We start from the raw sequence: 25,484 nt of genomic DNA, 5'->3' as shown, positions 1-25,484 counted from the left end.
TGGTAGTTTTGTTGTGTGTTGATAAGTCATCGGCCTATTAGTACAGGTCAGCTACACAAGTCTTTAGTCCTTGCTTCCACATCCTGCCTATCAACCCAGTGGTCTAGCTGGGGGCCTCTCACACAAAAAGTGCATGGAAATCTCATCTCGAAGCAGGCTTCCCGCTTAGATGCTTTCAGCGGTTATCCCTTCCAAACGTAGCTAATCAGCGATGCACTTGGCAGTACAACTGACACACCAGAGGTTCGTCCGTCCCGGTCCTCTCGTACTAAGGACAGCCCTTCTCAAATTTCCAACGCGCGCAGCGGATAGGGACCGAACTGTCTCACGACGTTCTAAACCCAGCTCGCGTACCGCTTTAATGGGCGAACAGCCCAACCCTTGGGACCTACTCCAGCCCCAGGATGCGACGAGCCGACATCGAGGTGCCAAACCATGCCGTCGATATGGACTCTTGGGCAAGATCAGCCTGTTATCCCCGAGGTACCTTTTATCCGTTGAGCGACGGCCCTTCCACACGGTGCCGCCGGATCACTAGTCCCGACTTTCGTCCCTGCTCGAGCTGTCACTCTCACAGTCAAGCTCCCTTGTGCACTTACACTCAACACCTGATTGCCAACCAGGCTGAGGGAACCTTTGGGCGCCTCCGTTACTCTTTAGGAGGCAACCGCCCCAGTTAAACTACCCATCAGGCACTGTCCCTGAACCAGATCATGGTCCGAAGTTAGGTGACCGGTACAGCCAGAGTGGTATTTCAACGATGACTCCACCCGAACTAGCGTCCAGGCTTCACAGTCTCCCACCTATCCTACACAAGCTGCACCGAACACCAATACCAAACTATAGTAAAGGTCTCGGGGTCTTTCCGTCCTGCTGCGCGTAACGAGCATCTTTACTCGTACTGCAATTTCGCCGAGTTCATGGTTGAGACAGCGGGGAAGTCGTTACTCCATTCGTGCAGGTCGGAACTTACCCGACAAGGAATTTCGCTACCTTAGGATGGTTATAGTTACCACCGCCGTTTACTGGGGCTTAAATTCTCCGCTTCGACCCCAAAGGGGTCTAACAGGTCCTCTTAACCTTCCAGCACCGGGCAGGAGTCAGTCCGTATACATCGTCTTGCGACTTCGCACGGACCTGTGTTTTTAGTAAACAGTCGCTTCCCCCTGGTCTCTGCGGCCCACACCCGCTCAGGAAAGCAAGTTTCCCTCACGAGGCAGGCCCCCCTTCTTCCGAAGTTACGGGGGCATTTTGCCGAGTTCCTTAACCATGATTCTCTCGATCGCCTCGGTATTCTCTACCAGATCACCTGTGTCGGTTTAGGGTACGGGCGGACTGGGACCTCACGCCGATGCTTTTCTAGGCAGCATAGGATCACCGAATCACCCACCAAAGTGGGCGCCTATCAGGTCTCAGGCACACGTTCCGCGGATTTGCCAACGAAACACCCTACACCCTTGGACCAGGTCAATTCCATTGCCTGGCTCGGCTACCTTCCTGCGTCACACCTGTTAACACGCTGACCTCACACCCTCGGTTCCCAGCCACCAACCACAACCACCCCCCAAAGGAGGCAGCACGTCATGGCGGCAGGTGGTTAGCATCAGATGCTCAGTATGGGCGGTCCTTCGCCGGTACGGGAATATCAACCCGTTGTCCATCGACTACGCCTGTCGGCCTCGCCTTAGGTCCCGACTAACCCAGGGCAGATTAACTTGACCCTGGAACCCTTGATCATTCGGCGGACGGGTTTCTCACCCGTCATTCGCTACTCATGCCTGCATTCTCACTCGCGTAGCCTCCACCGCTGGTTTCCACCGCGACTTCACCGGCCACACGACGCTCCCCTACCCATCCAAACCACTGGACCACAAAAGCCAATGACATGTTTGAATGACGCAACTTCGGCGGTGTGCTTGAGCCCCGCTACATTATCGGCGCGGAATCACTTGACCAGTGAGCTATTACGCACTCTTTCAAGGGTGGCTGCTTCTAAGCCAACCTCCTGGTTGTCACAGCAACTCCACATCCTTTTCCACTTAGCACACGCTTAGGGGCCTTAGTTGGCGTTCTGGGCTGTTTCCCTCTCGACTATGAAGCTTATCCCCCACAGTCTCACTGCTGCGCTCTAACTTACCGGCATTCGGAGTTTGGCTAAGGTCAGTAACCTTGTAGGGCCCATCGCCTATCCAGTAGCTCTACCTCCAGTAAGAAACACGCAACGCTGCACCTAAATGCATTTCGGGGAGAACCAGCTATCACGAAGTTTGATTGGCCTTTCACCCCTACCCACAGCTCATCCCCTCCATTTTCAACTGAAGTGGGTTCGGTCCTCCACACGCTCTTACACGCGCTTCAACCTGGCCATGGGTAGATCACTTCGCTTCGGGTCTAGACCGTGCCACTCAAACGCCCTATTCAGACTCGCTTTCGCTACGACTACCCCACACGGGTTAACCTCGCGACACAGCACTAACTCGCAGGCTCATTCTTCAAAAGGCACGCCATCACAGAACACAAAGCCCTGCTCTAACGGTTTGTAAGCACACGGTTTCAGGTACTATTTCACTCCCCTCCCGGGGTACTTTTCACCATTCCCTCACGGTACTGATTCACTATCGGTCATCAGGTAGTATTCAGGCTTACCAGGTGGTCCTGGCAGATTCACACGGGATTCCTCGAGCCCCGTGCTACTCGGGCACCCACACTAGGACGGCAGCACGCATGATAACTACGGGACTATCACCCTCTCTGGTCCGGCATTCCAACCGATTCACCTATACGCCTGCACCTCATCCCGCCAGCCGAATAGAACTGGCACATATGGACCCCACAACCCCGAAGATGCAACGCCTATCCGCTATCACACACCTACCGGTTTAGCCCCATCCGCGTTCGCTCGCCACTACTAACGGAATCACTATTGTTTTCTTTTCCTGCGGGTACTGAGATGTTTCACTTCCCCGCGTTCCCCCCACATGGCCTATACATTCAGCCACGGGTCACACCACATAACATGGTGCCGGGTTTCCCCATTCGGAAATCCTGGCCTCAACGTCCGGTTATCGACTCCACCAGGCTTATCGCAGATTCCCACGTCCTTCATCGGCTCCTGATGCCAAGGCATCCACCGTGCGCCCTTAAAAACTTTCAACACAAAACAACTCAAATACATGAGCAACAAAACAATCAACAAAATCACAAAACAACAAACACCCACACACACAAAATGCGGCAGGCACCTGTCATTTCAAGATGCTCGCGTTCACTATACAGTTCCCAAACAACAACCCCACACCCCCACACCACACACCCACACACCAGCCGCAAGTTCATTGATATTCCACCCATGAGCAACCCGCCCACCAACACTCGTGGCGGCAACGGGCAACCAATAATGGTTAGCTCCTTAGAAAGGAGGTGATCCAGCCGCACCTTCCGGTACGGCTACCTTGTTACGACTTAGTCCCAATCGCCAGTCCCACCTTCGACGACTCCCCCCACACAAGGTGGTTAGGCCATCGGCTTCGGGTGTTACCAACTTTCGTGACTTGACGGGCGGTGTGTACAAGGCCCGGGAACGTATTCACCGCAGCGTTGCTGATCTGCGATTACTAGCGACTCCGACTTCATGGGGTCGAGTTGCAGACCCCAATCCGAACTGAGACCGGCTTTTAGGGATTAGCTCCACCTCACAGTATCGCAACCCATTGTACCGGCCATTGTAGCATGCGTGAAGCCCAAGACATAAGGGGCATGATGATTTGACGTCATCCCCACCTTCCTCCGAGTTGACCCCGGCAGTCTCCCATGAGTCCCCGGCATAACCCGCTGGCAACATGGAACGAGGGTTGCGCTCGTTGCGGGACTTAACCCAACATCTCACGACACGAGCTGACGACAACCATGCACCACCTGTGAACCAGCCCCAAAAGGGGAAAGACCATCTCTGGCCCGGTCTGGAACATGTCAAGCCTTGGTAAGGTTCTTCGCGTTGCATCGAATTAATCCGCATGCTCCGCCGCTTGTGCGGGCCCCCGTCAATTCCTTTGAGTTTTAGCCTTGCGGCCGTACTCCCCAGGCGGGGCACTTAATGCGTTAGCTACGGCGCGGAAAACGTGGAATGTCCCCCACACCTAGTGCCCAACGTTTACGGCATGGACTACCAGGGTATCTAATCCTGTTCGCTCCCCATGCTTTCGCTCCTCAGCGTCAGTAAATGCCCAGAGACCTGCCTTCGCCATCGGTGTTCCTCCTGATATCTGCGCATTTCACCGCTACACCAGGAATTCCAGTCTCCCCTACATCACTCTAGTCTGCCCGTACCCACCGCAGATCCGAGGTTGAGCCTCGGACTTTCACGGCAGACGCGACAAACCGCCTACGAGCTCTTTACGCCCAATAATTCCGGATAACGCTTGCGCCCTACGTATTACCGCGGCTGCTGGCACGTAGTTAGCCGGCGCTTCTTCTGCAAGTACCGTCACCCCCAAAAGGGGCTTCTTCCCTACTGAAAGAGGTTTACAACCCGAAGGCCGTCATCCCTCACGCGGCGTCGCTGCATCAGGCTTTCGCCCATTGTGCAATATTCCCCACTGCTGCCTCCCGTAGGAGTCTGGGCCGTGTCTCAGTCCCAGTGTGGCCGGTCACCCTCTCAGGCCGGCTACCCGTCGTCGCCTTGGTGAGCCATTACCTCACCAACAAGCTGATAGGCCGCGAGTCCATCCCCAACCGATAAATCTTTCCACCCCCTGCCATGCAGCAGGAAGTCATATCCGGTATTAGACCCAGTTTCCCGGGCTTATCCCGAAGTCAGGGGCAGGTTACTCACGTGTTACTCACCCGTTCGCCACTAATCCACCAGTGCAAGCACCAGCATCATCGTTCGACTTGCATGTGTTAAGCACGCCGCCAGCGTTCATCCTGAGCCAGGATCAAACTCTCCATAAAAAACAAGAAAAGCACACCACCAACCACCACACGGAACCACACGGTGGCCAATGATGCAATCCCGGCGAATAAAAAACACTCAACCACCACACACGGGGGTGCGGGCAATCAAGCAAAATGTTTCGTATTCACCAAACAAAAATAATTTGGTATCAACAAACTTGGCACACTATTGAGTTCTCAAACAACAAGCGCTTCCGACACCACGAACCACCATCATCTGGCTGGCCGCTTCGCTCCGGAGCAACTTTCCAACCTTACCACATCGCCGATCTTTGTCAACTCGACACTTCGTAGAGTGCGATACCCGCCGCCATCGAGGCGTTCAGGGACTCCATGGCCGAAGAGATCGGAATCGAGACGATAGCGTCGCAGGTTTCACGAACCAGTCGCGACAGTCCCTTGCCCTCGGAACCGATCACGATGCACAGCGGTTCGGTGGCCAGTTCCAGGTTCGGAAGCTCGACATCTCCCCCGGCGTCCAGGCCGATGACGAAGATACCCGCGGCCTTCATCTCCTTCAGGGCACTGGTCAGGTTGCTGGCCTTGGCGACGGGCACGCGTACGGCGGCGCCGGCGCTGGTCTTCCAGGCCGAAGCGGTGACGCCCACGCTGCGGCGTTCGGGAACAATGACAGCCTGGGCGCTGAAGGCCGAGGCCGAACGGATGATGGCACCCAGGTTGCGGGGGTCGGTGATTCCGTCCAGGGCCAGGAACAACGGCAGGTTGCGCTCGTAGCCCTTCTCGTAGTCCCGGGCGACCTTGCTGGTCAGTTCCACCGCGTCCTGGTACTCATAAGGCGGAACCTGCAGGGCCAGGCCCTGGTGGATGGCGTCATCGGTCATCCGATCCAGCTCCACTCGGCTGGCTTCCATGACCGGGATGCCCTGTTCGGCGGCGAGCTTCAGGGATTCACGCACCCGGTCATCAACGTCAATGCGCACCGCAATGTGCAGGGCCTTGGCCGGGATGCCGGCGCGCAACGCCTCCACCACCGAGTTGCGTCCGGTCACCATCTCAGCGTTCACCCGCGGACGGCGGGTGGTGGGACCGCTTGGCCTGGGAGCGTTCGGCCAGCTGCTTGCTGCGGTAGGCCTTGTGGTACGGCCGGTCCTCGGCCTTGGGGGTCGGCCCGCGGCCTTCCAGGGACTTGCGCCCCTTGCCGCCGCTGCCCTTGGTCGGGCCCTTCTTGTTCTTCCGTTTAAACAACAAGCGCTTCCGACACCACGAACCACCATCATCTGGCTGGCCGCTTCGCTCCGGAGCAACTTTTCAATCCTACCACTTGGCCGATCTTTGTCAACTCGGTGATTTTGTCTCGCGCCTAAACTTCTTCGGTTCAAACCGTTCTGTTCGAGCGGCGCGGGTACTAACTCTACACGAAATTTCGATGAACGCAAAACGTTCTGCTGCGGTTTCCTGCACCCGTTTCTCGCCCGGATTCTCGGGGATCTTCACCCCGCTTTCGCCTCCGCCCCTCGTGAAGAGCGTCGAATCGGTTGTTGTGAACCACGTCTCGCATGCGGGGAGAGCGCAAAGAGCGGGCCGGATATCTCCGGCCCGCTCTTTGTCGGGTTCTGCCGTTGCGTTGGACTGCGCCGACGTTTGGCCGATCAGAGACCCGTTCTACTGGCCGGCATCCTGACGTCGCCGCGCTACTTCGTAGAGTGCGATACCCGCCGCCATCGAGGCGTTCAGGGACTCCATGGCCGAAGAGATCGGAATCGAGACGATAGCGTCGCAGGTTTCACGAACCAGTCGCGACAGTCCCTTGCCCTCGGAACCGATCACGATGCACAGCGGTTCGGTGGCCAGTTCCAGGTTCGGAAGCTCGACATCTCCCCCGGCGTCCAGGCCGATGACGAAGATACCCGCGGCCTTCATCTCCTTCAGGGCACTGGTCAGGTTGCTGGCCTTGGCGACGGGCACGCGTACGGCGGCGCCGGCGCTGGTCTTCCAGGCCGAAGCGGTGACGCCCACGCTGCGGCGTTCGGGAACAATGACAGCCTGGGCGCTGAAGGCCGAGGCCGAACGGATGATGGCACCCAGGTTGCGGGGGTCGGTGATTCCGTCCAGGGCCAGGAACAACGGCAGGTTGCGCTCGTAGCCCTTCTCGTAGTCCCGGGCGACCTTGCTGGTCAGTTCCACCGCGTCCTGGTACTCATAAGGCGGAACCTGCAGGGCCAGACCCTGGTGGATGGCGTCATCGGTCATCCGATCCAGCTCCACTCGGCTGGCTTCCATGACCGGGATGCCCTGTTCGGCGGCGAGCTTCAGGGATTCACGCACCCGGTCATCAACGTCAATGCGCACCGCAATGTGCAGGGCCTTGGCCGGGATGCCGGCGCGCAACGCCTCCACCACCGAGTTGCGTCCGGTCACCATCTCAGCGTTCACCCGCGGACGGCGGGTGGTGGGACGCTTGGCCTGGGAGCGTTCGGCCAGCTGCTTGCTGCGGTAGGCCTTGTGGTACGGCCGGTCCTCGGCCTTGGGGGTCGGCCCGCGGCCTTCCAGGGACTTGCGCCCCTTGCCGCCGCTGCCCTTGGTCGGGCCCTTCTTGTTCTTGCGAACGGCTCCTGGCCGATCCTTTGGTGTGCTCATACTCGCGGTTTCCTTTAGTTCAAAAATCTGTGGTTGGTTGCCGGCACCGGGGCGCCGATGGTGCGGGGTCTGGCCTGTTATTTCTCCAGGGTCCAGCGCACCCCGTCGGCGGAGTCGACGACGCTGATGCCCAGCGAGGCCAGGGCGTCACGGATCTGGTCCGAACGGGCCCAGTCCTTGGCCGCGCGGGCCTCGGCGCGTTCGGCCAGCTGCGCCTGGATCATCTGGTCGAGCACCTGGTATTCGGCGCTGGTGCCGGTGGTCTCCGGTTCGGTGGCGTCATCCAGTCCCAACACCCGGACCATGGCCAGCACCTGGCTAAGTGCCCGGGCCACCGTGGCCTCATCGTGGTTGTCCAGCGCCGCGTTGCCCTCACGCACGGTCTCGTGCAGTGCCGCCAGGGCCTGGGGGACGTTCAGGTCATCATCCATCGCCGCCGCGAAGGCCTCGGGCACCGTTCCGGACTGGGAGTCCAGAACGGCGTTGGCGGTCCCGGCCGCAGCCTCCAGCCGGTAGCGGGCGTTGGCGATGAAGGTGTCAATGCGCTCGACCGCCGCTGCGGCCTCGGTCAGCGAATCCGGACGGTAGTCCAGCTGCGAGCGGTACTGCGCCTGTCCCAGGAAGTAGCGCACCACCCGCGGGGTTGCCTGCTCCAGCATCTGGTGCGGGGAGATGGTGTTGCCCACGGATTTGGACATCTTCTCGCCCTGGTAGGTAACCATGCCGTTGTGCATCCAGAAGTTCGCGAATCCGTGGCCGGCCGCCGCGGACTGGGCCAGCTCGTTTTCGTGGTGTGGGAAGCGCAGGTCCAGCCCGCCGCCGTGGATGTCGAAGTGTTCGCCCAGGTACTTGCCGGCCATGGCGGAGCACTCCAGGTGCCAGCCCGGACGCCCGCGGCCCCAGGGGCTGGGCCAGGAGGCGGTCAGCGGGTCGCTGTCCTTGTGCCCCTTCCACAACGCAAAGTCGCGCGGGTCGCGCTTGCCGCGCGGGTCGGCGTCGGCCGCTTCCTGCATGTCATCGACCTTCTGGCGGGTCAGTGCCCCGTACTCGGGGAAGGAACGCACGTCGAAGTACACGTCGCCGGACCCGTCGCTGGCCGGGTAGGCGTGTCCCCGCTCGATCAGCAGTTCGATCAGCTCATGCATTTCCGGCACGTGCCCGGTCGCCCGCGGCTCGTAGGTGGGACGGCGTACCCCCAGGGTCTCGTAGGCACGGGCGAACTCCTGCTCGAAACGGTAGGCCAGGGCGAACCACTGTTCACGGGGACGGTAGTACTGATCGGCGGCGAAGTCCGGCGCGAAGGACGCGGCGGACTTTTCCAGGATCTTGTCGTCGATGTCGGTGACGTTGCGTACGGTGGTCACCGCGAAGCCGCGGTATTCCAGCCAGCGGGTGAGGATGTCAAAGACAATTGCGCTGCGAACGTGCCCCACGTGCGGCATCCCCTGCACGGTGGCGCCACAGTAGTACAGCTTGACCTCGCCCTCGGTGATGGGCTGGAAGTCTCGCACGGACGCTGATTTGGTGTCGTAGAATCGCAGGCTCACAGCATTAAGGTTATCCGAAAGCCCGCGGTTCAGGGTCGGCAGGTGGCGCAAATCCCCTCGGTGTCGCCCGCCGGCTGGCGGTCCCGGCTGCCGGGGCGCTAGTCGCGGCGATAGACCAGGGCGGTGGCGTAGGCGGTGATTCCGGCGCCCTCCCCTTCGTACCCCAGGCCATCGCTGGTGGTGGCGGTAACGGTGACCGAGGCTTGCGCCGCGTCGCTAAGCACCTGGTTGGCTTCCTCGCGGCGAGCGGCGAAGCGGGGACGGCGTCCAACGAACTGTACGGAGACGTTGCCGATCTGATAGCCGGCAGCGCGTACGATCCGGGCGGCCTCGGCCAGCAGCGTGGTGCCGCTGGCTCCCGCCATCTCCGGCCGGTCCACCCCGAAGTGTGTGCCCAGGTCCCCGATTCCGGCGGCGGAAAACAGGGCGTCGCAGGCGGCGTGCGCCACCGCGTCGCCATCGGAGTGCCCGTCGAGTCCCACGTCATCGGCAAACAGCAGTCCGGCCAGCCACATTGGACGCTGCGGATCCTTGCTCACCGCGTGCACATCGATGGCGTTGCCGATGCGTGGGATCAGCGGCTGGTCCATGGCGTCTTCCTCCGTGTCGTCCCGCAGAATTGTCCGTGCGGCGTGAATGTCCTGCGGATGGGTGATTTTCAACGCCCGCTGGTCCCCGGCGATGACTGTCACCGAATGTCCCTGGGCCCGGACCAGGGAGGCGTCATCGGTGACCGCCTCACGCCGGGCGTCGCTGGCTTCGCGCAGCGCGGCATGCGCGGCCCGCAGGACGGGCGCGTGGAACCCCTGTGGGGTCTGCACGGCACGCAAGCTGGCTCGGGCCGGGGTGTCGCGCACCGTGTCGGACCCGCTGGTCTGCTCGACCACGGAAATGGTGTCGATGACCGGCAGGGCGGGGATGACGGCCGGACGCTGTGGATCCTCCAGAGTCTGCAGGACGCGTTCGAAGGTGTCCGGCGGTGTCAGCGCGCGGGCCACATCATGGACCAGGATCCGGGTCAGGCGCTGGTCGACCGCTTCAAGGCCGGCGCCCACGGATTCGGCTCGCGTCGCGCCGCCAGGCACGCAGCTGACCCGCGGGCCGTAGGGCCGGGCCTGTTCGGCCAGCAGCTCATCGGAGGGGGGAACCACGACCACGATCTGCGCCAGCTCGGCTACCTGCGTGGCCCGATCCAGGCAGTGCTGCAGCAGGCTGCGGCCCTCGATGGTCACCAGCGCCTTGGGGATTCCGGCACCCAGGCGGGTGCCGCTGCCGGCCGCGACCAGGATCAGCGCGGCATCAACGTTGGGGTGTTCATTCACGTCTTCCAGCCTACTGTGCCCCGGCGCCACGAGGCCGCGCGCTGCTGGTTAAACGAGAGAACCGTGGTTGGTTACCTGTAGCAACCGACCACGGTCGATGATTCTCAGCCGGGGTTTGCGCCCCGGTGTGCCCACTGATCTAGTGGGAAGCCAAAACCTCATCCAAGAGCCCTTCGGCCTTGGTTTCGTCCAGGTCCTTGGCCAGCGCCAATTCGCTGATCAGCACCTGGCGCGCCTTGGACAGCATGCGCTTCTCGCCCGCGGACAGGCCGCGGTCGTTCTCACGGCGCCACAGGTCACGCACGACCTCTGCCACCTTGATGACATCACCGGAGGCAAGCTTTTCCAAGTTTGCCTTGTAGCGGCGCGACCAGTTGGTCGGCTCCTCGGTAAATTCAGCACGAAGGACCTCGAACACATGGTCCAAGCCTTCCTGACCGACCACGTCACGGACTCCAACCAAGTCAACGTTCTCGGCCGGGACCTCGATGGTCAGGTCACCCTGCGCCACCTTGAGCTTGAGATACATTTTCTCTTCGCCCTTGATCTTGCGCATCTTGATCTCTTCGATCATTGCCGCGCCGTGGTGCGGGTAGACTACAGTCTCGCCAACCTCAAAAACCATGTGGATAAACCCCTTTCCCACGTACTAGTCTACCACGACCGGTTTTTTGGCCGCTGTTACCTATGCCCCAATAACCGCGAATTCATGCGGTTTTTACTCTTCCAAACGGGGGAGAAACGTGGTATGAAGAAAGTAGTTCAGAGTCCAACGGACAACCCAAGCCCCTTTCCCGCCGTTGGGGTTGTCCAGTGTTACAGCTCGCCAAATCACGCTTTTCACGCTTAAACCGTTAGGCTAGGTAATAGTCGTGGACTTCGTGTGGCCTGTTTCGAAAATTGCAGAACCCCGAAAGTGCACCACGAAACCATGCAACTCACTATTCTCATCGAGGAGTTTGTGTCGTGATCACCGCACGCATGACCGCTGGACGCCGTATCGCCGCGTCCCTCGCCCTGGCCGGGTTGGCACTGGGTGTCACTGGCTGTGGCGCCATTAACCAGCAGGAAACCACCACCAACTACGCCCCGAGCGATGGCATCATTGCCGATGTCGCCGACGCCAAGGTCCGCAACCTGCTGCTGGTGACCAACGCCGAGCACCAGGAAGCCCGCCTGATTGGCAGCGTTGTCAACAACTCGGACAGCTCCCTGACCCTGAGCGTCAAGGCTGGCAACGCCAGCGCCGTGAAGATTCCGGTCGACGCCTCGGGCACCGTGAAGCTTGAATCCAAGGAATTCGTCGTGGACGGGCTGAACGTGGCCCCCGGTGAGCACGCCGAAGCGACCCTGAGCACCGAGGGTGAAAGCGTGGAGACCAGCATTCCGGTTGTGGACGGCACCCTGAAGGAGTACCGCGAATTCGTTCCCGGCGGCTTCGAGCAGTCGACCACCGACCACCTGACCCCGAGCGAGCAGCCGGAGCACGGCGGCAGCCACTAGGCGGCAGGCCCGGGCGACCAACCGCGAAGGACCGGCGCACCACCCCAGCAAGGGGCAGGTGCGCCGGTCCTTCGCTTTAATGCGTGCGGCACCCAGCGGCGCGTAGTTCACGGGTTCGGGCTTGCCCCCGGTGGGCAGGGACGGTGCGCTGCCCGAGCGCACCAGAGCCCTCGCACAACCTTGGGCCGCCGGCACCTTGTGCCGACGGCCCAATGCTGCGGATCCACCCGGGCGGTCGGGTTTACACCGTGAACTTGTAGCCCAGTCCACGCACCGTCACCAGGTGCGCCGGGGCGGCCGGGTCCGTTTCGATCTTCGAACGCAACCGCTTGACGTGCACGTCCAGGGTCTTGGTGTCGCCCACGTAGTCGCTGCCCCACACCCGGTCGATCAGCTGGCCGCGGGTGAGCACCCGTCCGGCGTTGCGCAGCAGCATTTCCAGCAGTTCGAATTCCTTGAGCGGCATCGCGATTTCCTCGTTGTTCACGGACACCACGTGGCGTTCCACGTCCATGCGCACCGGCCCGGCGGTGACCACGTTGGTCAGCAGCTCCTCGCTTTCGCCCTGGCGGCGCAGCACGGCCCGGATCCGGGCCAGCAGCTCGCGCGAGGAATAGGGTTTGGTGACATAGTCATCGGCCCCCAGTTCCAGGCCCACCACCTTGTCGATCTCCGAGTCCTTGGCGGTCAGCATGATCACCGGCACCTGGCTGGTGGCCCGGATCTGGCGGATCACCTCGGTGCCCGGCTGCCCCGGGAGCATCAGGTCCAGCAAAACCAGGTCCGCCCCGTGACGCTCAAATTCGGTAACCGCGGTGATTCCGTCATCGGCGATGCGTACCTCGAAGCCCTCACGCTCCAGCAGGTAGGAGAGCGGGTCGGACAGCGACTCCTCATCCTCGACGATCAAAATCCGGGTCATCGGTTTCCTCCTTCACGCCCGCCCTCGGCGGCCGCGCTAGTTCCACTGGCGGAGCGCACAACCGGCCCCTCCAAATCAAGATCCTGCTCATCCAAGGTCGGGATGCGCAGGGTGAACGTTGATCCCTGTCCCTCCTGGGACCACAGCGAGACCTCCCCGCCGTGGTTGGCCAGCACGTGTTTGACGATGCTCAGTCCCAGCCCGGTGCCCCCGGTCTGGCGGGAACGGGCCGAATCCACCCGGTAGAAGCGTTCGAACACCCGTTCCTGCTCCTCCGCGGAGATGCCCGGGCCCTGGTCGGTCACGGAGATCAGGGCGAACCCGTCCCGCTCGCGCAGCCCTACCCCGACGGCGCTGTGCTCCGGGGAGTAGCGGATGGCGTTGTCGATCAGATTGCGCAGCGCGGTCATCAGCAGGTCCGCATCCCCGTGCACCGGGGCCTGAACCTGGCCGCCCACGGAGATCGTGATGTTGCGTTCTTCGGCCAGCAGCTTGTTGCGGTCCACCGCCTCGGCCACCACGGCGGCCACCTGCACCTGCTCCCCGTGCACGATTGCGTCGCTGCTTTGCAGCCGGGAGAGTTCGATGATGTCCTGTACCAGCGCTGAGAGCCGGGAGGATTCCTTGTGCAGCCGCCCGGTGAAGCGGCGCACCGCCACCGGGTCGTCGGCTCCGTCCTCGATCGCCTCGGCGAGCAGGGAAATCGCCCCGACCGGGGTCTTCAGTTCGTGGGACACGTTGGCCACGAAGTCGTTGCGCATCGCCTCGGTGCGGGTGATCTCGGTGCGGTCATCGGCCAGCAGCAGGATGTACTCCTCACCCAGCGGTGCCACCCGGGTGTGCACCACCAGTGCCCCTGGACCCATGGTCCCGCGCTGCAGCTCAAACTGGCTTTCGGTGATCACCCCGTCATCACGGACCCGGCGCACCATGTTGGCCAATTGTTCGTGAACCAGGGTGTGTCCGCGCACCAGCCCATAGGCGTAGGCGGCAGGGTTGGCGCGCACCACCCCGTCAACGTCATCAAGCACCACGAAGGCGCGGCCGATCACCGAGAGCACCGCGGCGGCCCCCTCGGGCAGCGTCGGTTCATCCACGGCCGGCAGCTGGGCCGAACGGCGTTGGGCGAAAAAGTATGCCAGGACGCCGACAACACCGAGGGCCAGGCCGATCAGGCCGGCGATCAGGGTTGGAAAGACTTCGTTCACCCCTTCAGGGTATCGGCATTAACCGGTGGTGAAGCGCCGGATGTCGCCGGATTTCCCGCTTCGGGTGTGGTGTTCACCAAACGTTCACCTTTGGCTCCTGCACAGTTAAGCTGGTGCTGTCAGGCTTGTTCACGATCCCTCCGCCATGCCCGAAAACGGGCTGGAACGCCTAGGACCCGAAAGGACGTACGCGAGTGCGCAAAGTATTTCAGGCTGATCTGCAGCAGATCGGCGAAGACCTCATTGAGATGTCACAGCGGGTGGCCGAGGCGATGGAACGCGCATGGGACTCGCTGGCCAACGCGGATGTGGACCTGGCTCAGGAGGTCATTGCCGAAGACGCGAAGATTGACTTCCTGCAGACCCAGCTCGATGAGCGGGCCATTGACACCCTGGCCCTGCAGGGGCCGGTAGCCAGCGACCTGCGCATGATTGTCGGTTCGCTGCGCATGAGCGCCTCGCTGGAGCGGATGGGCGACCTGGCCCGGCACCTGGCCCAGCTGGCGCGCCTGCGCTTCCCCAAGCGGGCGGTGCCCTCGGCAATTTCCGAGACCTTCAGCAAGATGGCCCAGCTGGACATCCGCATTGCCCGGGAACTGGGCCGGCTGCTGGACACCCGCGACCTGGCCATCGCCAGCCAGATCATTGAGCTGAACCGCGAACTGGACAAGCTGCACTCGTCGGTCTTCCAGATCATTGCCGAGGAAAGCTGGCAGGAGGACGCCCCCACCACCGTGGACGTGTCGCTGACCAGCCGCTACCTGGAACGCTTTGGTGATCACGGCGTCTCGGTGGCACGCAAGGTCACCTACCTGGTCACCGGCGAGTGGGAGCCCCAGGGCTAGGTTCCACCCGGCACGCAATACAGCACCATGCCACGGTCCGGCATCTCCCCAACGGGATGCCGGACCGTGGCATTTGCGCATCGCCGCCGCCCGCCGGGTCAATGACATACTGGAGACGAACCTAGCCTGCGCCAAGGAGTATTGATGAGCAACGAATCAGAGATGGAACTGTTCTCCCGGATCCTGCTGCATTTCACCTTTGACGGAATCAGCCCGGCCCTGCGGGAACCGGAGGGCATCGCAGCCGAAGCCCGTGAAGGCATCACCCTGCTGCGCGCGCTGGCCAACCGCGGACACCGCGAGAACGCCCGGGATCTGACCGAACAGGCCCTGAGCCAAATCAACGAGGCCTCCCAGCTGCCCGAGGCCCCCGCGTCCGTCTTCGCCCAAATCACCAACGAACTGCTCGAGCTGCACACCGAACTCTCGGCCTGAGCATGGCCCGGACACACTCCGTGGCCCGCACCCCGGTCAGCGCCCTGGACCAGGACCTTGCCCAGCTGCGTGACTGCTTCGACCTGCGCCGCGCCGCGGCAGCGCCCCGCGGGCCGGCGGCACGTCAGTGGCTGCAGGACCTGGAACTGGATCTGCTGGATGCCGCCGAGCAGCTGGCCGCAATGCTGCAGGAGGGGCCCGCGCTGCCGGTGTACCAAACCTGCGCCCAGGCCATCGACCTGCTCACCGCAGAGCTGGCCCGCTCCGGGGATGACTACGGGCTGATCCAGATGGCCCTGCAGGAATTGGCCCCGCTGCACGCCCGGGCCGCCGTGCAGGCAGGAGTCCCGGCTGCCGACTTGGTGCCATGGCTGCTCCAGCAGCAGCTGCGTCGGCCCCCGGCGAACTGGCAGCCGGACGTCTTCGCCTACCGCGCGCTGCTGCCCGGCCCGGCGCTCAACCCATACAAGCAGCGGCTGCAGCGTGCCCTGCAGTCCCTGCAGGCCCAGGCTTCCCGGCAACCGGCGGCCGCGGCTGACCGCCTGCTGCAGGTGCAGCGGGTGGCGCAGTACAACCGCCAACGCCTGGCAGTCCTGGAAGCCGACGCCTCGGCGATAGTCCAAAGCCATGGCGGGCCAAGCCGGGATCCGCTGCTCATTGCGCAGGCCCTGGACGAGGCCGGCCTGGCCAGTGCCGCACTGAACTACGCCCACCGCGCCGTGCACGTTGAGCTGCCCGACGGATCCCGGCCGCGCGCCGGGGCCCTGCGCTTGTGGCTGCAGCTGCTGGACCGGCTGGAACCCGAACGCTCCCTGGCTGCCCGGCTGCAGCTTTTCCACCGCTACGGCGGCTACGAGCTGGCCGAACAAATCTACCGGCTCGGCGCCGGTCAGTGGCCGGAACATGAGCAGATGGTCTTTGAGCGCCTGCGCGCCGATTCCCCGCGGGACGCGGTGCGTTTTGGCCTGCAGGTGCTGCAGGACCCGGCACGGGCCTGCGATGAGCTGGGACGCCTGGAGGAACCGGGCCACGCGCTGCTGGATCAGGTGATCAGCGCCGTTGTCCCATTCGCCCCCGAACGGGCCGTGCCCCTGCTGGAATCAAGCGTGGAAGCCAAGCTGCTGCATGCCGACCGGCGCATGTACCCGCAGGTCGCCGACCAGCTGCGCCAGTTGCTGGAACTGGCGGCAAAAACCGGTGAGACGGCGCGGGCACGGAAGTTCATTGCCCAGGTGCGCATCCGCCATGCGAACCGGCCGCGCCTGCTGGAACAGCTGGACCGCGGTGGGCTGCCCCGCTGAGCGCGAACCCGCACGGCCGGGCCGTTAAACACCGTCGGCATGTCTCGAAGTGGTCTTCGAAACATGCCGATTGAAGAAAGCTGGTAAAAGTGCGGCGATTAGCCTTCGCACTCGACGCAGAATCCGATGTTGCCTTCCTCGCGCACCAGCTGCGAGCGGTGACGGACCAGGAAGCACGAGCCACAGATGAACTCGTCGTCCTTGGCGGGAACGACCGTGACGGTCAGTTCCTCGTTCGACAAGTCAGCACCGGGCAGTTCCAAACCGTCGGTGTGGTCGGTTTCGTCGAGTTCGCGCACGACGCTCTTGGCGTCGGGGGCGTTTGCGGACTTGACCGCATCCAGTGAAGCCTTACGTGCCTCGGCTACATCCGGGCGGACCTCATCGTAATCAGTTGCCACGAATTGCATTCCTAACGTGAGCCATTGTGCTGTTCGAGATAGGAGATTACAGCATAGATGAGACAAAAACACAATCGTGGAGGGAGGTTTCGCTCACAGCCTGTCAACCATGGCCCCGCCGGTAGCGGAACGGCAAAAGACGTGCCACGTCGGAAGCGCTTTCACGCTTCGTTCGTGGCACGTCTTACAGTGCGTGGAACCTACTTGCGGCCCTGGTTGGCCACTGCCTTGATGGCCTCGGCGGCGGCTTCGGGATCCAGGTAGGTGCCCCCGGCGGTGACCGGGGTGAAGTTCTCGTCCAGTTCGTAGACCAGCGGGATGCCGGTGGGAATGTTCAGCCCGGCGATGTCCTCGTCGCTGATGCCGTCCAGGTGCTTGACCAGGGCGCGCAGCGAGTTGCCGTGCGCGGCGACCAGCACGGTCTTGCCCGCGGTCAGATCCGGCTTGATGGAGTCCTCCCAGTACGGCAGCATGCGCTCAAGCACGTCCTTGAGGCATTCGGTGCGCGGAGCGTCATCACCCAGCGAGGCGTAGCGCTCGTCGCCGACCTGGCTGAACTGCGAGTCGTCGGCCAGCGCCGGCGGCGGGGTGTCGTAGCTGCGGCGCCACTGCATGAACTGCTCCTCGCCGAATTCGGCCAGGGTCTGCGCCTTGTCCTTGCCCTGCAGCGCCCCATAGTGGCGTTCGTTCAGGCGCCAGCTGCGGTGCACCGGAATCCAGGAACGCCCGGAGGCCTCCAGCGCCAGGTTGGCGGTGACGATGGCACGGGTCAGCAGGGAGGTGTGCAGGACCTGCGGCTTGTAGCCGGCCTCGTCCATCAGCTGGCCGCCGCGCACGGCCTCGGCGCGGCCCTTCTCGGTCAGCGAGACGTCATACCACCCGGTGAACAGGTTCTTCTCGTTCCATTCACTCTGCCCGTGGCGCAGCAAAATCAAAGTATGGCTCATGATTCCCATCTTAGCGTTGCAGGTTCGTGCCCCGGTGGTTCATTGCACCCACCCTGGGCGTTGGTCACCCCTCGGTGCTCCCGGCCCATCCCTCGGAACGGGCGCAGGGACCGGCGGGTCAGTAGTTGTACCAGTTGCCTCCGCGCCCGGAGAGCGCCGGGCGCACGTCGGCCAGGTAGACGCAGCAGATGCAGGCGGCAATCAGCTGCAGGAATCCGCCGCCGAGCGCGGCCGCGTTGGGCAGCACGGAAAGCACGGCGATGAAGGCGCTGCCGCCGGTCAACGCCATCCAGAACCCCTTGGTGCGCTTGCCCTCGGCCACAAAGCGGTCCCCGGGGTGGCGCACTGCGTCAATCAGCGCCCACAGCGCCAGGACCGCGATCACCAGGGACAGGGCATACATCAGAAAGAATTCGATGGTGCGTGCTAGTTGCATGTTTCCAGCCTACCCGCGCGGCCCCGCGCCGGGACACATTGGCAACGACACATTTGGCGCACCGGCACCCCGACCAGCCCGCCGACGGCGGCGGGCTCAGCCTTCCAGGCTCCCCAGCGCCTGGCTCAGGTCCCGCCACAGATCCTGCGGGTCCTCGATGCCCACCGAGAGCCGGATCAGGTTCGGCGGCACGCTGGCCGGTTCGGAGGCGTGCCGGGCCCGGCGCTCGGCCAGGGTTTCCACCCCGCCCAGCGAGGTGGCCGGGGTAATCAGGCGCAGCGCCGCGATCACCCGGTCGGCGGCCGGGGCATCGGCACCGACCTCCAGGGCAATGATCGACCCGAACCCGTCCATTTGCTCCCGGGCCCGTCCATGGCCCGGATCCCCGGGCAGGCCGGGGTAGCGCACGGCGCCGACCGCCGGGTGGGCCTCTAGCTGTTCGGCCAGGAACTGGGCGTTGGACTGGGCCCGTTCCAGGCGCACCGAGAGCGTGCGCATCCCGCGCAGCGCCAGGAACACGTCCATGGGTGAGGCGATCGCCCCATGCAGGGTGCGGTAAGCGTGCAGCTTCTCCCGCAGCTGCGGGTTGGAGGTCACCGCCGCGCCAAGGACCACATCGGAATGTCCGGAGAGCGACTTGGTCACCGAATGCACCACCACGTCCGCGCCCAGGCCCAGCGGGCGCTGCAGCAGCGGGGTGGCGAACGTGTTGTCCACCAGGCTGAGCACACCGTGCTCGGCCGCGGCGGCCAGCAGCACGGGCAGCTCGGCCACCTCCAGCATCGGGTTGGTCGGGGACTCGAGCCACAGCGCATCGGCGCCCTGCAGCGCCGCGATGCCGGCGGCGGTGTCGGTGATATCGATCGGGCGCACCACCACGTCCCCGGCCGCCTCCATCTGGGCCAGCAGCGAGAGCGAACCGTTGTAGGAGTGCCGCGGCAGCACCAGGGTGCCCCCGCGCGGAACCAGTGACAGGGCCGCAGCGATCGCCGCCATCCCGGAGGAGTAGACCAGCGCCGGGAGCGTGGCAAGCTCCAGCTGGCCCAGCAGCTGCTCGAACCCATCCCAGCTGGGGTTCGCGAAGCGGGCGTAGACCCGGTCCCCGCCGCTGGCCACCGCCTGTGAATGGAAGGTGGAGGTGAAGGTCACCGGATGGTTCACCGGGGCGTTGTTCACGGCCTCGGGCCGGGCGCCGGCCACCGCCAGGGTGTGGGCGCTCCACTGTTCGGGGTCGGTGTGCGGGGTCTTGGTTGGGCTCATAGCGCCAAGATTACGCCCGGGCCGGGAAGCGAAGCAGCAGCATTGCAGCATGTTTCACCGCCGGGCACAGTGAGCGTGACGACTTCTGCGGCCAGCCGGGCAATCCGCGCCCCGATCTTCGTTAGGCTAGACGGGTGAGTACCGCATCCCCCAGTTCCGCGCGTGGCCTGTTCCTTGCCTTTGAAGGCGGTGACGGCGCCGGCAAGTCCACCCAGCTGCGCCTGCTGCACCAGGCCCTGGCCCGCGGCGGCGCCCCGGTGGTCATCACCCGGGAACCGGGCGGCACCGACATCGGGGAGAAGCTGCGCTCCCTGGTGCTCGAGCACGGGCACGGGCAGATCGATGAACGCACCGAGGCGCTGATGTACGCCGCGGCCCGCGCCGCCCACGTCAACCAGTTCATCCTGCCGCACCTGCGTTCGGGCACCCACGTGGTCACCGACCGCTTCGTGGATTCCTCCCTGGCCTACCAGGGCATTGGGCGCGGTCTGGGGATCGAGCAGGTGGCGGCCGTGAACCGGTTCGCCACCGACGGGCTGGCCCCGGACCTGACGATCCTGCTGGACATCTCCGCGGCCGACGGCCGGGCCCGGCGGGTCACCGCCGGGGGCGGGGTGGAGGACGCCGACCGGCTGGAAGCCGAACCCGATGACTTCCACGAACGCATCCGCCAGGGCTTCCTGGCCCTGGCCGGCACGGCCCCCGAACGCTACCTGGTCCTTGACGCCACCACCGGCGCCGAACAGCTGCACCGCCAGATCCTGAACCGAGTGCAGGCGATGCTCTGATGCGCCCGGTCTTTGCCGAGCTGGCCGGACAGCAGCGCATCATTCAGGTGCTCGAGCGCCAGATTGAACTGGGCGCGCCCACCCACGCCTGGCTGTTCACCGGCCCGCCCGGTTCCGGGCGCACCACCGCGGCCCGGGCCTTCGCCGCGGCCCTGCAGTGCGAGCGCCAACCGGCCGGTTGCGGGCAGTGCACCGCCTGCGTGCAGGTCCTGGAGGGCACCCACCCGGATGTGGACTTCATCTCCACCCACAAGGTCGCCTACCAGATCGAGGACGTGCGCCAGCTGATCACCCGCGCCCAGGAAAGCGCGCGGACCGGACGCTGGCGGATCATCATCATTGAGGACGCGGACCGGATGACCGAGCGCACCACCAATGTGCTGCTCAAGGCCATCGAGGAGCCGCCGGCACGCACCCTGTGGTTCCTGTGCGCCCCCTCCCCCGCCGATGTGCTGGTCACCATCCGCTCCCGCTGCCGCGCGGTGAATCTGTCCATCCCCTCCGTGGATGAGGTCGCCGATCTGCTGGTGCGCCGGGACGGGCTGAGCCAGGAGCAGGCCCACTTCGCCGCCCGCGTCTCCCAATCCCACATTGGGGTGGCCCGGATGCTGGCCCGGGACGAACAGGCCCGCTCCCGGCGCGAGGAGGTCATCAGCCTGCCGCTGCGCCTGCGCACCCTGCCCCAGGCGATGGCGGCCGCCGCCCAGGTGGTGTCCCTGGCGACCGACCACGCCGAGGCGACCACCGGCGCCTCACTGGCCGAACGCACCGCGGCGCTGCGCCACGCGAACGGGCTGGGCGAGGAGGAAACCATCCCGCCGGGCCTGCGGGGGGCCTTCAAGCAGCTGGAGGAGGACGCCAAGCGCTTCTCCCGCCGCGCCACCTTCGATTCTTTGGACCGCACCCTGATCGACCTGACCACTTTTTTCCGTGACGTGCTCACCCTGCAGCTGGGCACCCGGGTGGAGCTGATCAATGAGCACCGGCGCAAAGAGATCAGCGCCTACGCCGCCGCCCAGCCCAGCGAGAAAACCCTCTCCCAGATCGACGCGATCAACGAAACCCGCCGCCGCCTGGCCGCCAACGTCACCCCGCTGCTGGCCCTGGAGGCACTGATGTCCACCCTGCTGCAACCGGTCCGACGATAGTTTTCCAGCGCTGCGGCGCTCACCAACCCAAGGAGTGACACGTGTCCGTACGTCCACGCCACCGCCGGTGGCTCCCCGCCGCGGCCTTCAGCGCGGTGCTCGCACTGCTGGTCAGCGGCTGCTCGGCCCCCACGGAACAACGCGCCGAACCGGAGCCGGTGGCCCAGGGGCTGCAGAGCTACTACGAGCAGCAGCTGCAGTGGGAAAAGTGCGGCAGCGTCATCGAATGCGCCACCCTGAAGGTGCCGCTGGACTATGAGAACCCGCAGGATGGCTCCATCGACCTGGCGCTGAACCGCCGCGTCGCCCAGGGCAGCGAAAAGAACCTGCTGGTCAATCCCGGCGGTCCGGGCGGCTCGGGGCTGGACCTGGTCAAGTCCTCGGTGCCGCTGATGTTCAGCAAGGAACTGCAGCGCGAATACAACGTCATCGGCTTCGACCCGCGAGGGGTGGGCAAGAGCACCCCGGTCACCTGCCTGGACGACGCCGAACAGGACGAACTGCGCCAGCAGAACCAGCGCAGTTGGGTCCCCGCCGAACGCGAGGAAATCCGCGCCGAGTCCAAGAAGTACGCCGACTCCTGCCTGGAAAAGACCGGTGAGCTGCTTGGCCACGTGGATACCGCCAGCGCGGCCAAGGACATGGACATCATCCGCGAGGCCCTGGGTGATGAGCAGCTGGACTACCTGGGTTTCTCGTACGGCACCTTCCTCGGCGCCACCTACGCCGACCTGTTCCCGGGCCACGCCGGGCGGATGGTGCTGGATGGGGCCATGGATCCAAAGAGCACCTCCAGCCAGGTGGACCTGGCCCAGGCGGTCGGCTTCGAAAAGGAAATCAAGGCCTGGCTGGAAGACTGCGTGGAAAGCGGGGACTGCCCGTTCACCGGCACCGCGGAGGACGCCTACAAGCAGTTGCAGGACTTCTTCAAGAAGCTTGAGGCCAAGCCCATGGTGGCCAGCGACGGGCGCAAGGTACCGGTCATCGACTTCATCAACGGCTTCATCATCCCGCTCTACGAGTCAACCTCCTGGCCGATGCTCAGCTCGGCGATGGCCGACGCGTTGGAGGGCGACGTCGATCAGATCCAGTACTTCGCCGACCTGTCCGCCGGCCGCGACGAGGAGGGGAACTACACGGGCAACACCACCGAGGCCTTCGGTGCGGTGACCTGCCTGGACTACCCGATGGACGCGGCCGAGGCGCGGATGGAGGCCGAGGCCAGCGAACTGCAGCGCCAGGCTCCCATTATGGGCAAGTACCTCTCCTACGGTGCCCTGGGGTGTGAGGATTGGCCGTTCGAGTCGACCCGGGTTCCCGGCGAGCTGCACGCCGACGGCGCCGGGGACATCCTGGTGATCGGAACCACCGGCGACCCGGCCACCCCGTACCACTGGTCGGAATCACTGGCCAAGCAGCTGCAGGGTGGGGTGCTGCTGACCTATGAGGGCCACGGCCACACCGCCTACGGCCGCTCGAATGACTGTGTGACCCAAGCCGTGGACGGGTACCTGATTGATGGACAGGTTCCCGAAGACGGAACCAAATGCTAGGACGCGGCCAGCCGCCCTCGCGTTTTGACGAGCCAAGAGCGACTCGGATAAAGTGACTTGGTGCCCTAGTGGCACTTGGCCTCCTTAGCTCAGGGGTAGAGCAGCTCCCTCGTAAAGAGCAGGTCGCCGGTTCAAATCCGGCAGGGGGCTCGGCCAGACGCCCTTGTCAGAATCGCCAGCGATTGTGACAAGGGCGTTTTTCGTACCCGCAAGGCTACGCCGACGCCGCCGGTGCCCGTTTCAGGGAGCGACGGATAACGCCGGATGATGCCGGGTTCGGATCAACCAGCCAAGACCAGGCCGATCTTTGTGAGGTTCTGCGCCGGATCGGCGTCCGGTTCCGGCTGCGTCAGGTACTGTTCCCAGGCCACCTCGGCTGGGTTCAGCCCCTGCTCCAGCACCCATTGGCGCAGATGGGCGTGCGCTGCTGCCAACTGTTCGTAGTCGCCCTGCACCACCAGGGTGGCCGTACGGGCGGCCGGCAGGATTGCGCCCACCACGGGTTGCACGGAACCCAGCGGGGCATCCAGCGGCAACGCCACGGCCAAGTCGATCAGGCGGCCGGGGGTGCCGTAGGTAATACCCAGCGGGGCGCCCACCAGCCGGCGGCCGCTGTCCTGCAGCGCGGCAAACAATTGGGGAAAACTGGCGTCATAGAACGCCCTAATCTCGTCAAACCCCAGGGTCTTGCGGATCAGCGCCAGGTGCACCAGCGGGTGATCCTCGATGACGGGCTCGGGAAACTGCTCTGCGCTCATGTTCGCTCCATCTGGGTCGGCGAAAGGACAACGCCAGTCTAGAGCGCAGCGGCTGGCCCCACCAGAGACAGGGTCAGCCGCCGTGCCACGCGGGTTCTAGGCGAAGTCGGCGGTTGCCGGATCCGAGGCGATCCGCCCTTCGGCCCCGCGGTCCAGGCCGGCGATCTTTTCCAGGTCCTCGGCGTCCAGGTTCACATCCAGCGCCGCGAAGTTCTCAACGATCCGCGATTCGGTGACCGACTTGGGGATCACCACGTTGCCCAAGGCCAGGTGCCAGGCGATGACGACCTGGGCGGTACTGGCCCCGTGCTTCTCGGCAATCTCAACGAGCACCGGGTCCTTGAGCAGCTCGCCGCCCTGGCCCAGCGGCGACCAGGATTCGTGGATGATCCCGTGTTCCTTCTCGTAGGCGCGCAGTTCATGCTGCGGGAAGTACGGGTGGGTTTCGACCTGGTTGATCACCGGGCGGACACCGGTGGCTTCATGCAGCTCCTCGAGGGCCTCAATGGTGAAGTTGGCGACGCCGATGGAGCGGGCCCGGCCCGATTCCTTCAACTGGACCAGGGCCTTCCAGGTATCCACGTACAGTTGGCGCTTGGGCTGCAGCCAGTGGATCAGGTACAGGTCCACGTAGTCGGTGCCCAGCTTCTGCAGCGAGGCATCAAAGGCGGCCAGGGTCTTGTCGTAGCCCTGCTCGGAGTTCCAGACCTTGGTGGTGATGAACAGCTCCGGGCGTTCCAGCCCGCTCTCTGCGATCGCGCGGCCCACTCCTGCCTCGTTGCCGTAGATCGCAGCGGTGTCGATGTGCCGGTAACCGGCCTTCAATGCCGCGGCGAGCACCGGCGCAACCTGCTCATCGGGAATCTGCCAGACACCGAAGCCCAGCTGGTCAATGGAATTTCCGTCCAGGAACGTGACTTGTGGAACTTGTCTACTCATGTTCCCAATCTAGTGTGCGCACCGGGTGCGGGGAAACCGGAAAACGGGTCAGTCGCGCACTTTTTCCAGGGCCGCCTCAGCGGCCTGGACTCCTTCGACAACGATTTGCACGCGGGTGCGCACCGCGAAGTTGCTGACATCGCTGCCGGCTTCGGCCTGCAGCCGGGTCATCGCCAGCACCTGGGCACTGGTGGCCAGGTCATTGGCGGCCTTGGTCAGGGCTCGGTGCACGTCAAAGGTGCGTTCGGGCACGAATTCCTCTTCACTGGGAGTCAGCTTCTGGGCCTGGGTGCACACCACGCGCACCCGCGGCTGCAGGTCGGCCAGTTCATTGGCGCAGGCCATCAGCTGGTTGTGCAGCTCGTCGTTGCCGATTCCCTCCACCACCTGGAACACCCGGTCCAGCGAACGGTTGAACCGGTCGTGGGCGCGACGCCACACCCCCTGCCCGAGGTCGCGGTTGGCGGCGCGGGTTTGGCGCAGCCGGGAAAAGAAAGCCATGAGCTCGTGGTTGCCTTCCTGTGCTCTGGTACCGGTTTAAGAGTACCGGGATTCGCAGACCAGCCCACCACCGGCAGTGGCCGCCGCATCCTTGACGGATGCGACGGCCACTGCCCGCT

Annotated in this window: 20 protein-coding genes, 1 tRNA gene, 2 rRNA genes and 1 pseudogene; 8 read left to right on the top strand and 16 right to left on the bottom strand. The window is 64.0% G+C overall.

All coding sequences use genetic code 11. The annotated features are described in order from the left end of the window. Window positions 1–16: 16 nt before the first annotated feature. The 7 genes and pseudogenes from GcLGCM259_RS02195 to GcLGCM259_RS02165 all read right to left on the bottom strand — a co-directional run bounded on the left by GcLGCM259_RS02195 (window position 17) and on the right by GcLGCM259_RS02165 (window position 11,045). Window positions 17–3,154 (bottom strand): 23S ribosomal RNA (locus GcLGCM259_RS02195). Window positions 3,155–3,413: 259 nt separating this feature from the next. Continuing rightward, window positions 3,414–4,950, bottom strand: a 16S ribosomal RNA gene (locus GcLGCM259_RS02190). The 16S and 23S rRNA genes sit together here, the layout of an rRNA operon. Before the next feature lie 278 nt (window positions 4,951–5,228). After that, a pseudogene (gene rlmB / locus GcLGCM259_RS02185) lies at window positions 5,229–6,162 on the bottom strand (23S rRNA (guanosine(2251)-2'-O)-methyltransferase RlmB). A 414-nt stretch (window positions 6,163–6,576) separates the two neighbouring features. Further along, on the bottom strand, window positions 6,577–7,551 hold the full coding sequence (rlmB, locus tag GcLGCM259_RS02180; RefSeq protein ID WP_138925629.1) for a 23S rRNA (guanosine(2251)-2'-O)-methyltransferase RlmB: 975 nt from the start codon (window positions 7,549–7,551) through the stop codon (window positions 6,577–6,579). 77 nt (window positions 7,552–7,628) lie between these two features. Beyond that, window positions 7,629–9,098, bottom strand: a complete 1,470-nt coding sequence (gene cysS, locus GcLGCM259_RS02175; RefSeq protein WP_138925628.1) for a cysteine--tRNA ligase — start codon at window positions 9,096–9,098, stop codon at window positions 7,629–7,631. A gap of 98 nt (window positions 9,099–9,196) precedes the next feature. After that, a complete protein-coding gene (ispD, locus tag GcLGCM259_RS02170) occupies window positions 9,197–10,420 on the bottom strand; it encodes a 2-C-methyl-D-erythritol 4-phosphate cytidylyltransferase (protein WP_138925627.1) in 1,224 nt (407 codons plus the stop codon). 139 nt (window positions 10,421–10,559) lie between these two features. After that, window positions 10,560–11,045, bottom strand: a complete 486-nt coding sequence (locus GcLGCM259_RS02165; RefSeq protein ID WP_054821813.1) for a CarD family transcriptional regulator — start codon at window positions 11,043–11,045, stop codon at window positions 10,560–10,562. A 341-nt stretch (window positions 11,046–11,386) separates the two neighbouring features. Here GcLGCM259_RS02165 and GcLGCM259_RS02160 point away from each other — a divergent pair, with 341 nt between their 5' ends. Further along, on the top strand, window positions 11,387–11,923 hold the full coding sequence (locus tag GcLGCM259_RS02160) for a hypothetical protein (RefSeq protein ID WP_054821814.1): 537 nt from the start codon (window positions 11,387–11,389) through the stop codon (window positions 11,921–11,923). Window positions 11,924–12,164: 241 nt separating this feature from the next. Here GcLGCM259_RS02160 and GcLGCM259_RS02155 read toward each other — a convergent pair whose 3' ends face one another. Together GcLGCM259_RS02155 and GcLGCM259_RS02150 are read right to left on the bottom strand one after the other, a co-directional pair. After that, on the bottom strand, window positions 12,165–12,845 hold the full coding sequence (locus GcLGCM259_RS02155; protein WP_138174920.1) for a winged helix-turn-helix domain-containing protein: 681 nt from the start codon (window positions 12,843–12,845) through the stop codon (window positions 12,165–12,167). Next, complete coding sequence (locus GcLGCM259_RS02150; protein ID WP_138925626.1) at window positions 12,842–14,053, bottom strand: sensor histidine kinase; 1,212 nt, start codon at window positions 14,051–14,053, stop codon at window positions 12,842–12,844. Before GcLGCM259_RS02150 ends, GcLGCM259_RS02155 begins: the two co-directional genes overlap by 4 nt. A gap of 194 nt (window positions 14,054–14,247) precedes the next feature. Between GcLGCM259_RS02150 and phoU the strand changes: the two genes are divergently transcribed. The 3 genes from phoU to GcLGCM259_RS02135 all read left to right on the top strand — a co-directional run bounded on the left by phoU (window position 14,248) and on the right by GcLGCM259_RS02135 (window position 16,634). Further along, window positions 14,248–14,898 carry a phosphate signaling complex protein PhoU gene (gene phoU, locus GcLGCM259_RS02145; RefSeq protein ID WP_138174924.1) on the top strand — a complete coding sequence of 217 codons (651 nt, stop codon included), beginning with the start codon at window positions 14,248–14,250 and terminating at the stop codon, window positions 14,896–14,898. Between the two features lie 144 nt (window positions 14,899–15,042). Further along, window positions 15,043–15,333, top strand: coding sequence for a hypothetical protein (locus GcLGCM259_RS02140; protein ID WP_138174926.1), 291 nt, complete (start codon window positions 15,043–15,045; stop codon window positions 15,331–15,333). A 2-nt stretch (window positions 15,334–15,335) separates the two neighbouring features. Beyond that, entirely contained in the window at window positions 15,336–16,634 is a 1,299-nt protein-coding gene (locus tag GcLGCM259_RS02135) for a hypothetical protein (protein ID WP_138925625.1), read from the top strand. A 98-nt stretch (window positions 16,635–16,732) separates the two neighbouring features. On the opposite strand, the gene GcLGCM259_RS02130 is transcribed toward GcLGCM259_RS02135, so the two are convergent. The 4 genes from GcLGCM259_RS02130 to GcLGCM259_RS02115 all read right to left on the bottom strand — a co-directional run bounded on the left by GcLGCM259_RS02130 (window position 16,733) and on the right by GcLGCM259_RS02115 (window position 19,678). Then, a complete protein-coding gene (locus GcLGCM259_RS02130) occupies window positions 16,733–17,035 on the bottom strand; it encodes a DUF4193 domain-containing protein (RefSeq protein ID WP_054821669.1) in 303 nt (100 codons plus the stop codon). A gap of 200 nt (window positions 17,036–17,235) precedes the next feature. Next, entirely contained in the window at window positions 17,236–17,982 is a 747-nt protein-coding gene (locus tag GcLGCM259_RS02125) for a phosphoglyceromutase (protein ID WP_212743868.1), read from the bottom strand. A 118-nt stretch (window positions 17,983–18,100) separates the two neighbouring features. Continuing rightward, a complete protein-coding gene (locus GcLGCM259_RS02120) occupies window positions 18,101–18,418 on the bottom strand; it encodes a DUF2516 family protein (RefSeq protein WP_054821668.1) in 318 nt (105 codons plus the stop codon). A 96-nt stretch (window positions 18,419–18,514) separates the two neighbouring features. After that, complete coding sequence (locus GcLGCM259_RS02115; RefSeq protein WP_138925624.1) at window positions 18,515–19,678, bottom strand: trans-sulfuration enzyme family protein; 1,164 nt, start codon at window positions 19,676–19,678, stop codon at window positions 18,515–18,517. A gap of 134 nt (window positions 19,679–19,812) precedes the next feature. On the opposite strand from GcLGCM259_RS02115, the gene tmk reads away from it, so the two are divergent. The 4 genes from tmk to GcLGCM259_RS02095 all read left to right on the top strand — a co-directional run bounded on the left by tmk (window position 19,813) and on the right by GcLGCM259_RS02095 (window position 23,317). Next, a complete protein-coding gene (gene tmk, locus GcLGCM259_RS02110) occupies window positions 19,813–20,466 on the top strand; it encodes a dTMP kinase (protein ID WP_138925623.1) in 654 nt (217 codons plus the stop codon). After that, window positions 20,466–21,614 carry a DNA polymerase III subunit delta' gene (locus GcLGCM259_RS02105; RefSeq protein WP_138925622.1) on the top strand — a complete coding sequence of 383 codons (1,149 nt, stop codon included), beginning with the start codon at window positions 20,466–20,468 and terminating at the stop codon, window positions 21,612–21,614. The genes tmk and GcLGCM259_RS02105 overlap by 1 nt, the downstream gene beginning before the upstream one ends. A gap of 41 nt (window positions 21,615–21,655) precedes the next feature. Further along, the gene (locus tag GcLGCM259_RS02100) at window positions 21,656–23,167 is read left to right on the top strand and encodes an alpha/beta hydrolase (RefSeq protein ID WP_138925621.1); all 1,512 of its coding nucleotides are present in this window, start codon (window positions 21,656–21,658) and stop codon (window positions 23,165–23,167) included. 78 nt (window positions 23,168–23,245) lie between these two features. Continuing rightward, a tRNA-Thr gene (locus GcLGCM259_RS02095) sits at window positions 23,246–23,317 on the top strand. 131 nt (window positions 23,318–23,448) lie between these two features. On the opposite strand, the gene GcLGCM259_RS02090 is transcribed toward GcLGCM259_RS02095, so the two are convergent. From GcLGCM259_RS02090 to GcLGCM259_RS02080, 3 genes are all read right to left on the bottom strand, one after another. Then, a complete protein-coding gene (locus tag GcLGCM259_RS02090; RefSeq protein ID WP_138925620.1) occupies window positions 23,449–23,925 on the bottom strand; it encodes a GyrI-like domain-containing protein in 477 nt (158 codons plus the stop codon). Between the two features lie 96 nt (window positions 23,926–24,021). After that, window positions 24,022–24,864 (bottom strand): aldo/keto reductase, encoded by an 843-nt coding sequence (locus tag GcLGCM259_RS02085; RefSeq protein WP_138925619.1) that lies wholly within the window; start codon window positions 24,862–24,864, stop codon window positions 24,022–24,024. A 48-nt stretch (window positions 24,865–24,912) separates the two neighbouring features. Further along, window positions 24,913–25,365 (bottom strand): hypothetical protein, encoded by a 453-nt coding sequence (locus tag GcLGCM259_RS02080; RefSeq protein WP_138925618.1) that lies wholly within the window; start codon window positions 25,363–25,365, stop codon window positions 24,913–24,915. Window positions 25,366–25,484 lie beyond the last annotated feature (119 nt).

Source organism: Glutamicibacter creatinolyticus (assembly GCF_006094275.1).
GTDB lineage: Bacteria > Actinomycetota > Actinomycetes > Actinomycetales > Micrococcaceae > Glutamicibacter > Glutamicibacter creatinolyticus.
Note: the sequence above shows the minus strand (reverse complement) of the source record. Positions and strands in the feature narration are given on the sequence as shown.

Excerpts from the sequence above, each read along its gene's own strand:
- rlmB (WP_138925629.1), bottom strand. The coding sequence starts at position 7,551 with ATGAGCACACCAAAGGATCGGCCAGGAGCCGTTCGCAAGAACAAGAAG.
- GcLGCM259_RS02165 (WP_054821813.1), bottom strand. The coding sequence starts at position 11,045 with ATGGTTTTTGAGGTTGGCGAGACTGTAGTCTACCCGCACCACGGCGCG.
- GcLGCM259_RS02155 (WP_138174920.1), bottom strand. The coding sequence starts at position 12,845 with ATGACCCGGATTTTGATCGTCGAGGATGAGGAGTCGCTGTCCGACCCG.
- GcLGCM259_RS02140 (WP_138174926.1), top strand. The coding sequence starts at position 15,043 with ATGAGCAACGAATCAGAGATGGAACTGTTCTCCCGGATCCTGCTGCAT.
- GcLGCM259_RS02135 (WP_138925625.1), top strand. The coding sequence starts at position 15,336 with ATGGCCCGGACACACTCCGTGGCCCGCACCCCGGTCAGCGCCCTGGAC.
- GcLGCM259_RS02125 (WP_212743868.1), bottom strand. The coding sequence starts at position 17,982 with ATGAGCCATACTTTGATTTTGCTGCGCCACGGGCAGAGTGAATGGAAC.
- GcLGCM259_RS02120 (WP_054821668.1), bottom strand. The coding sequence starts at position 18,418 with ATGCAACTAGCACGCACCATCGAATTCTTTCTGATGTATGCCCTGTCC.
- GcLGCM259_RS02115 (WP_138925624.1), bottom strand. The coding sequence starts at position 19,678 with ATGAGCCCAACCAAGACCCCGCACACCGACCCCGAACAGTGGAGCGCC.
- GcLGCM259_RS02105 (WP_138925622.1), top strand. The coding sequence starts at position 20,466 with ATGCGCCCGGTCTTTGCCGAGCTGGCCGGACAGCAGCGCATCATTCAG.
- GcLGCM259_RS02090 (WP_138925620.1), bottom strand. The coding sequence starts at position 23,925 with ATGAGCGCAGAGCAGTTTCCCGAGCCCGTCATCGAGGATCACCCGCTG.
- GcLGCM259_RS02085 (WP_138925619.1), bottom strand. The coding sequence starts at position 24,864 with ATGAGTAGACAAGTTCCACAAGTCACGTTCCTGGACGGAAATTCCATT.
- GcLGCM259_RS02080 (WP_138925618.1), bottom strand. The coding sequence starts at position 25,365 with ATGGCTTTCTTTTCCCGGCTGCGCCAAACCCGCGCCGCCAACCGCGAC.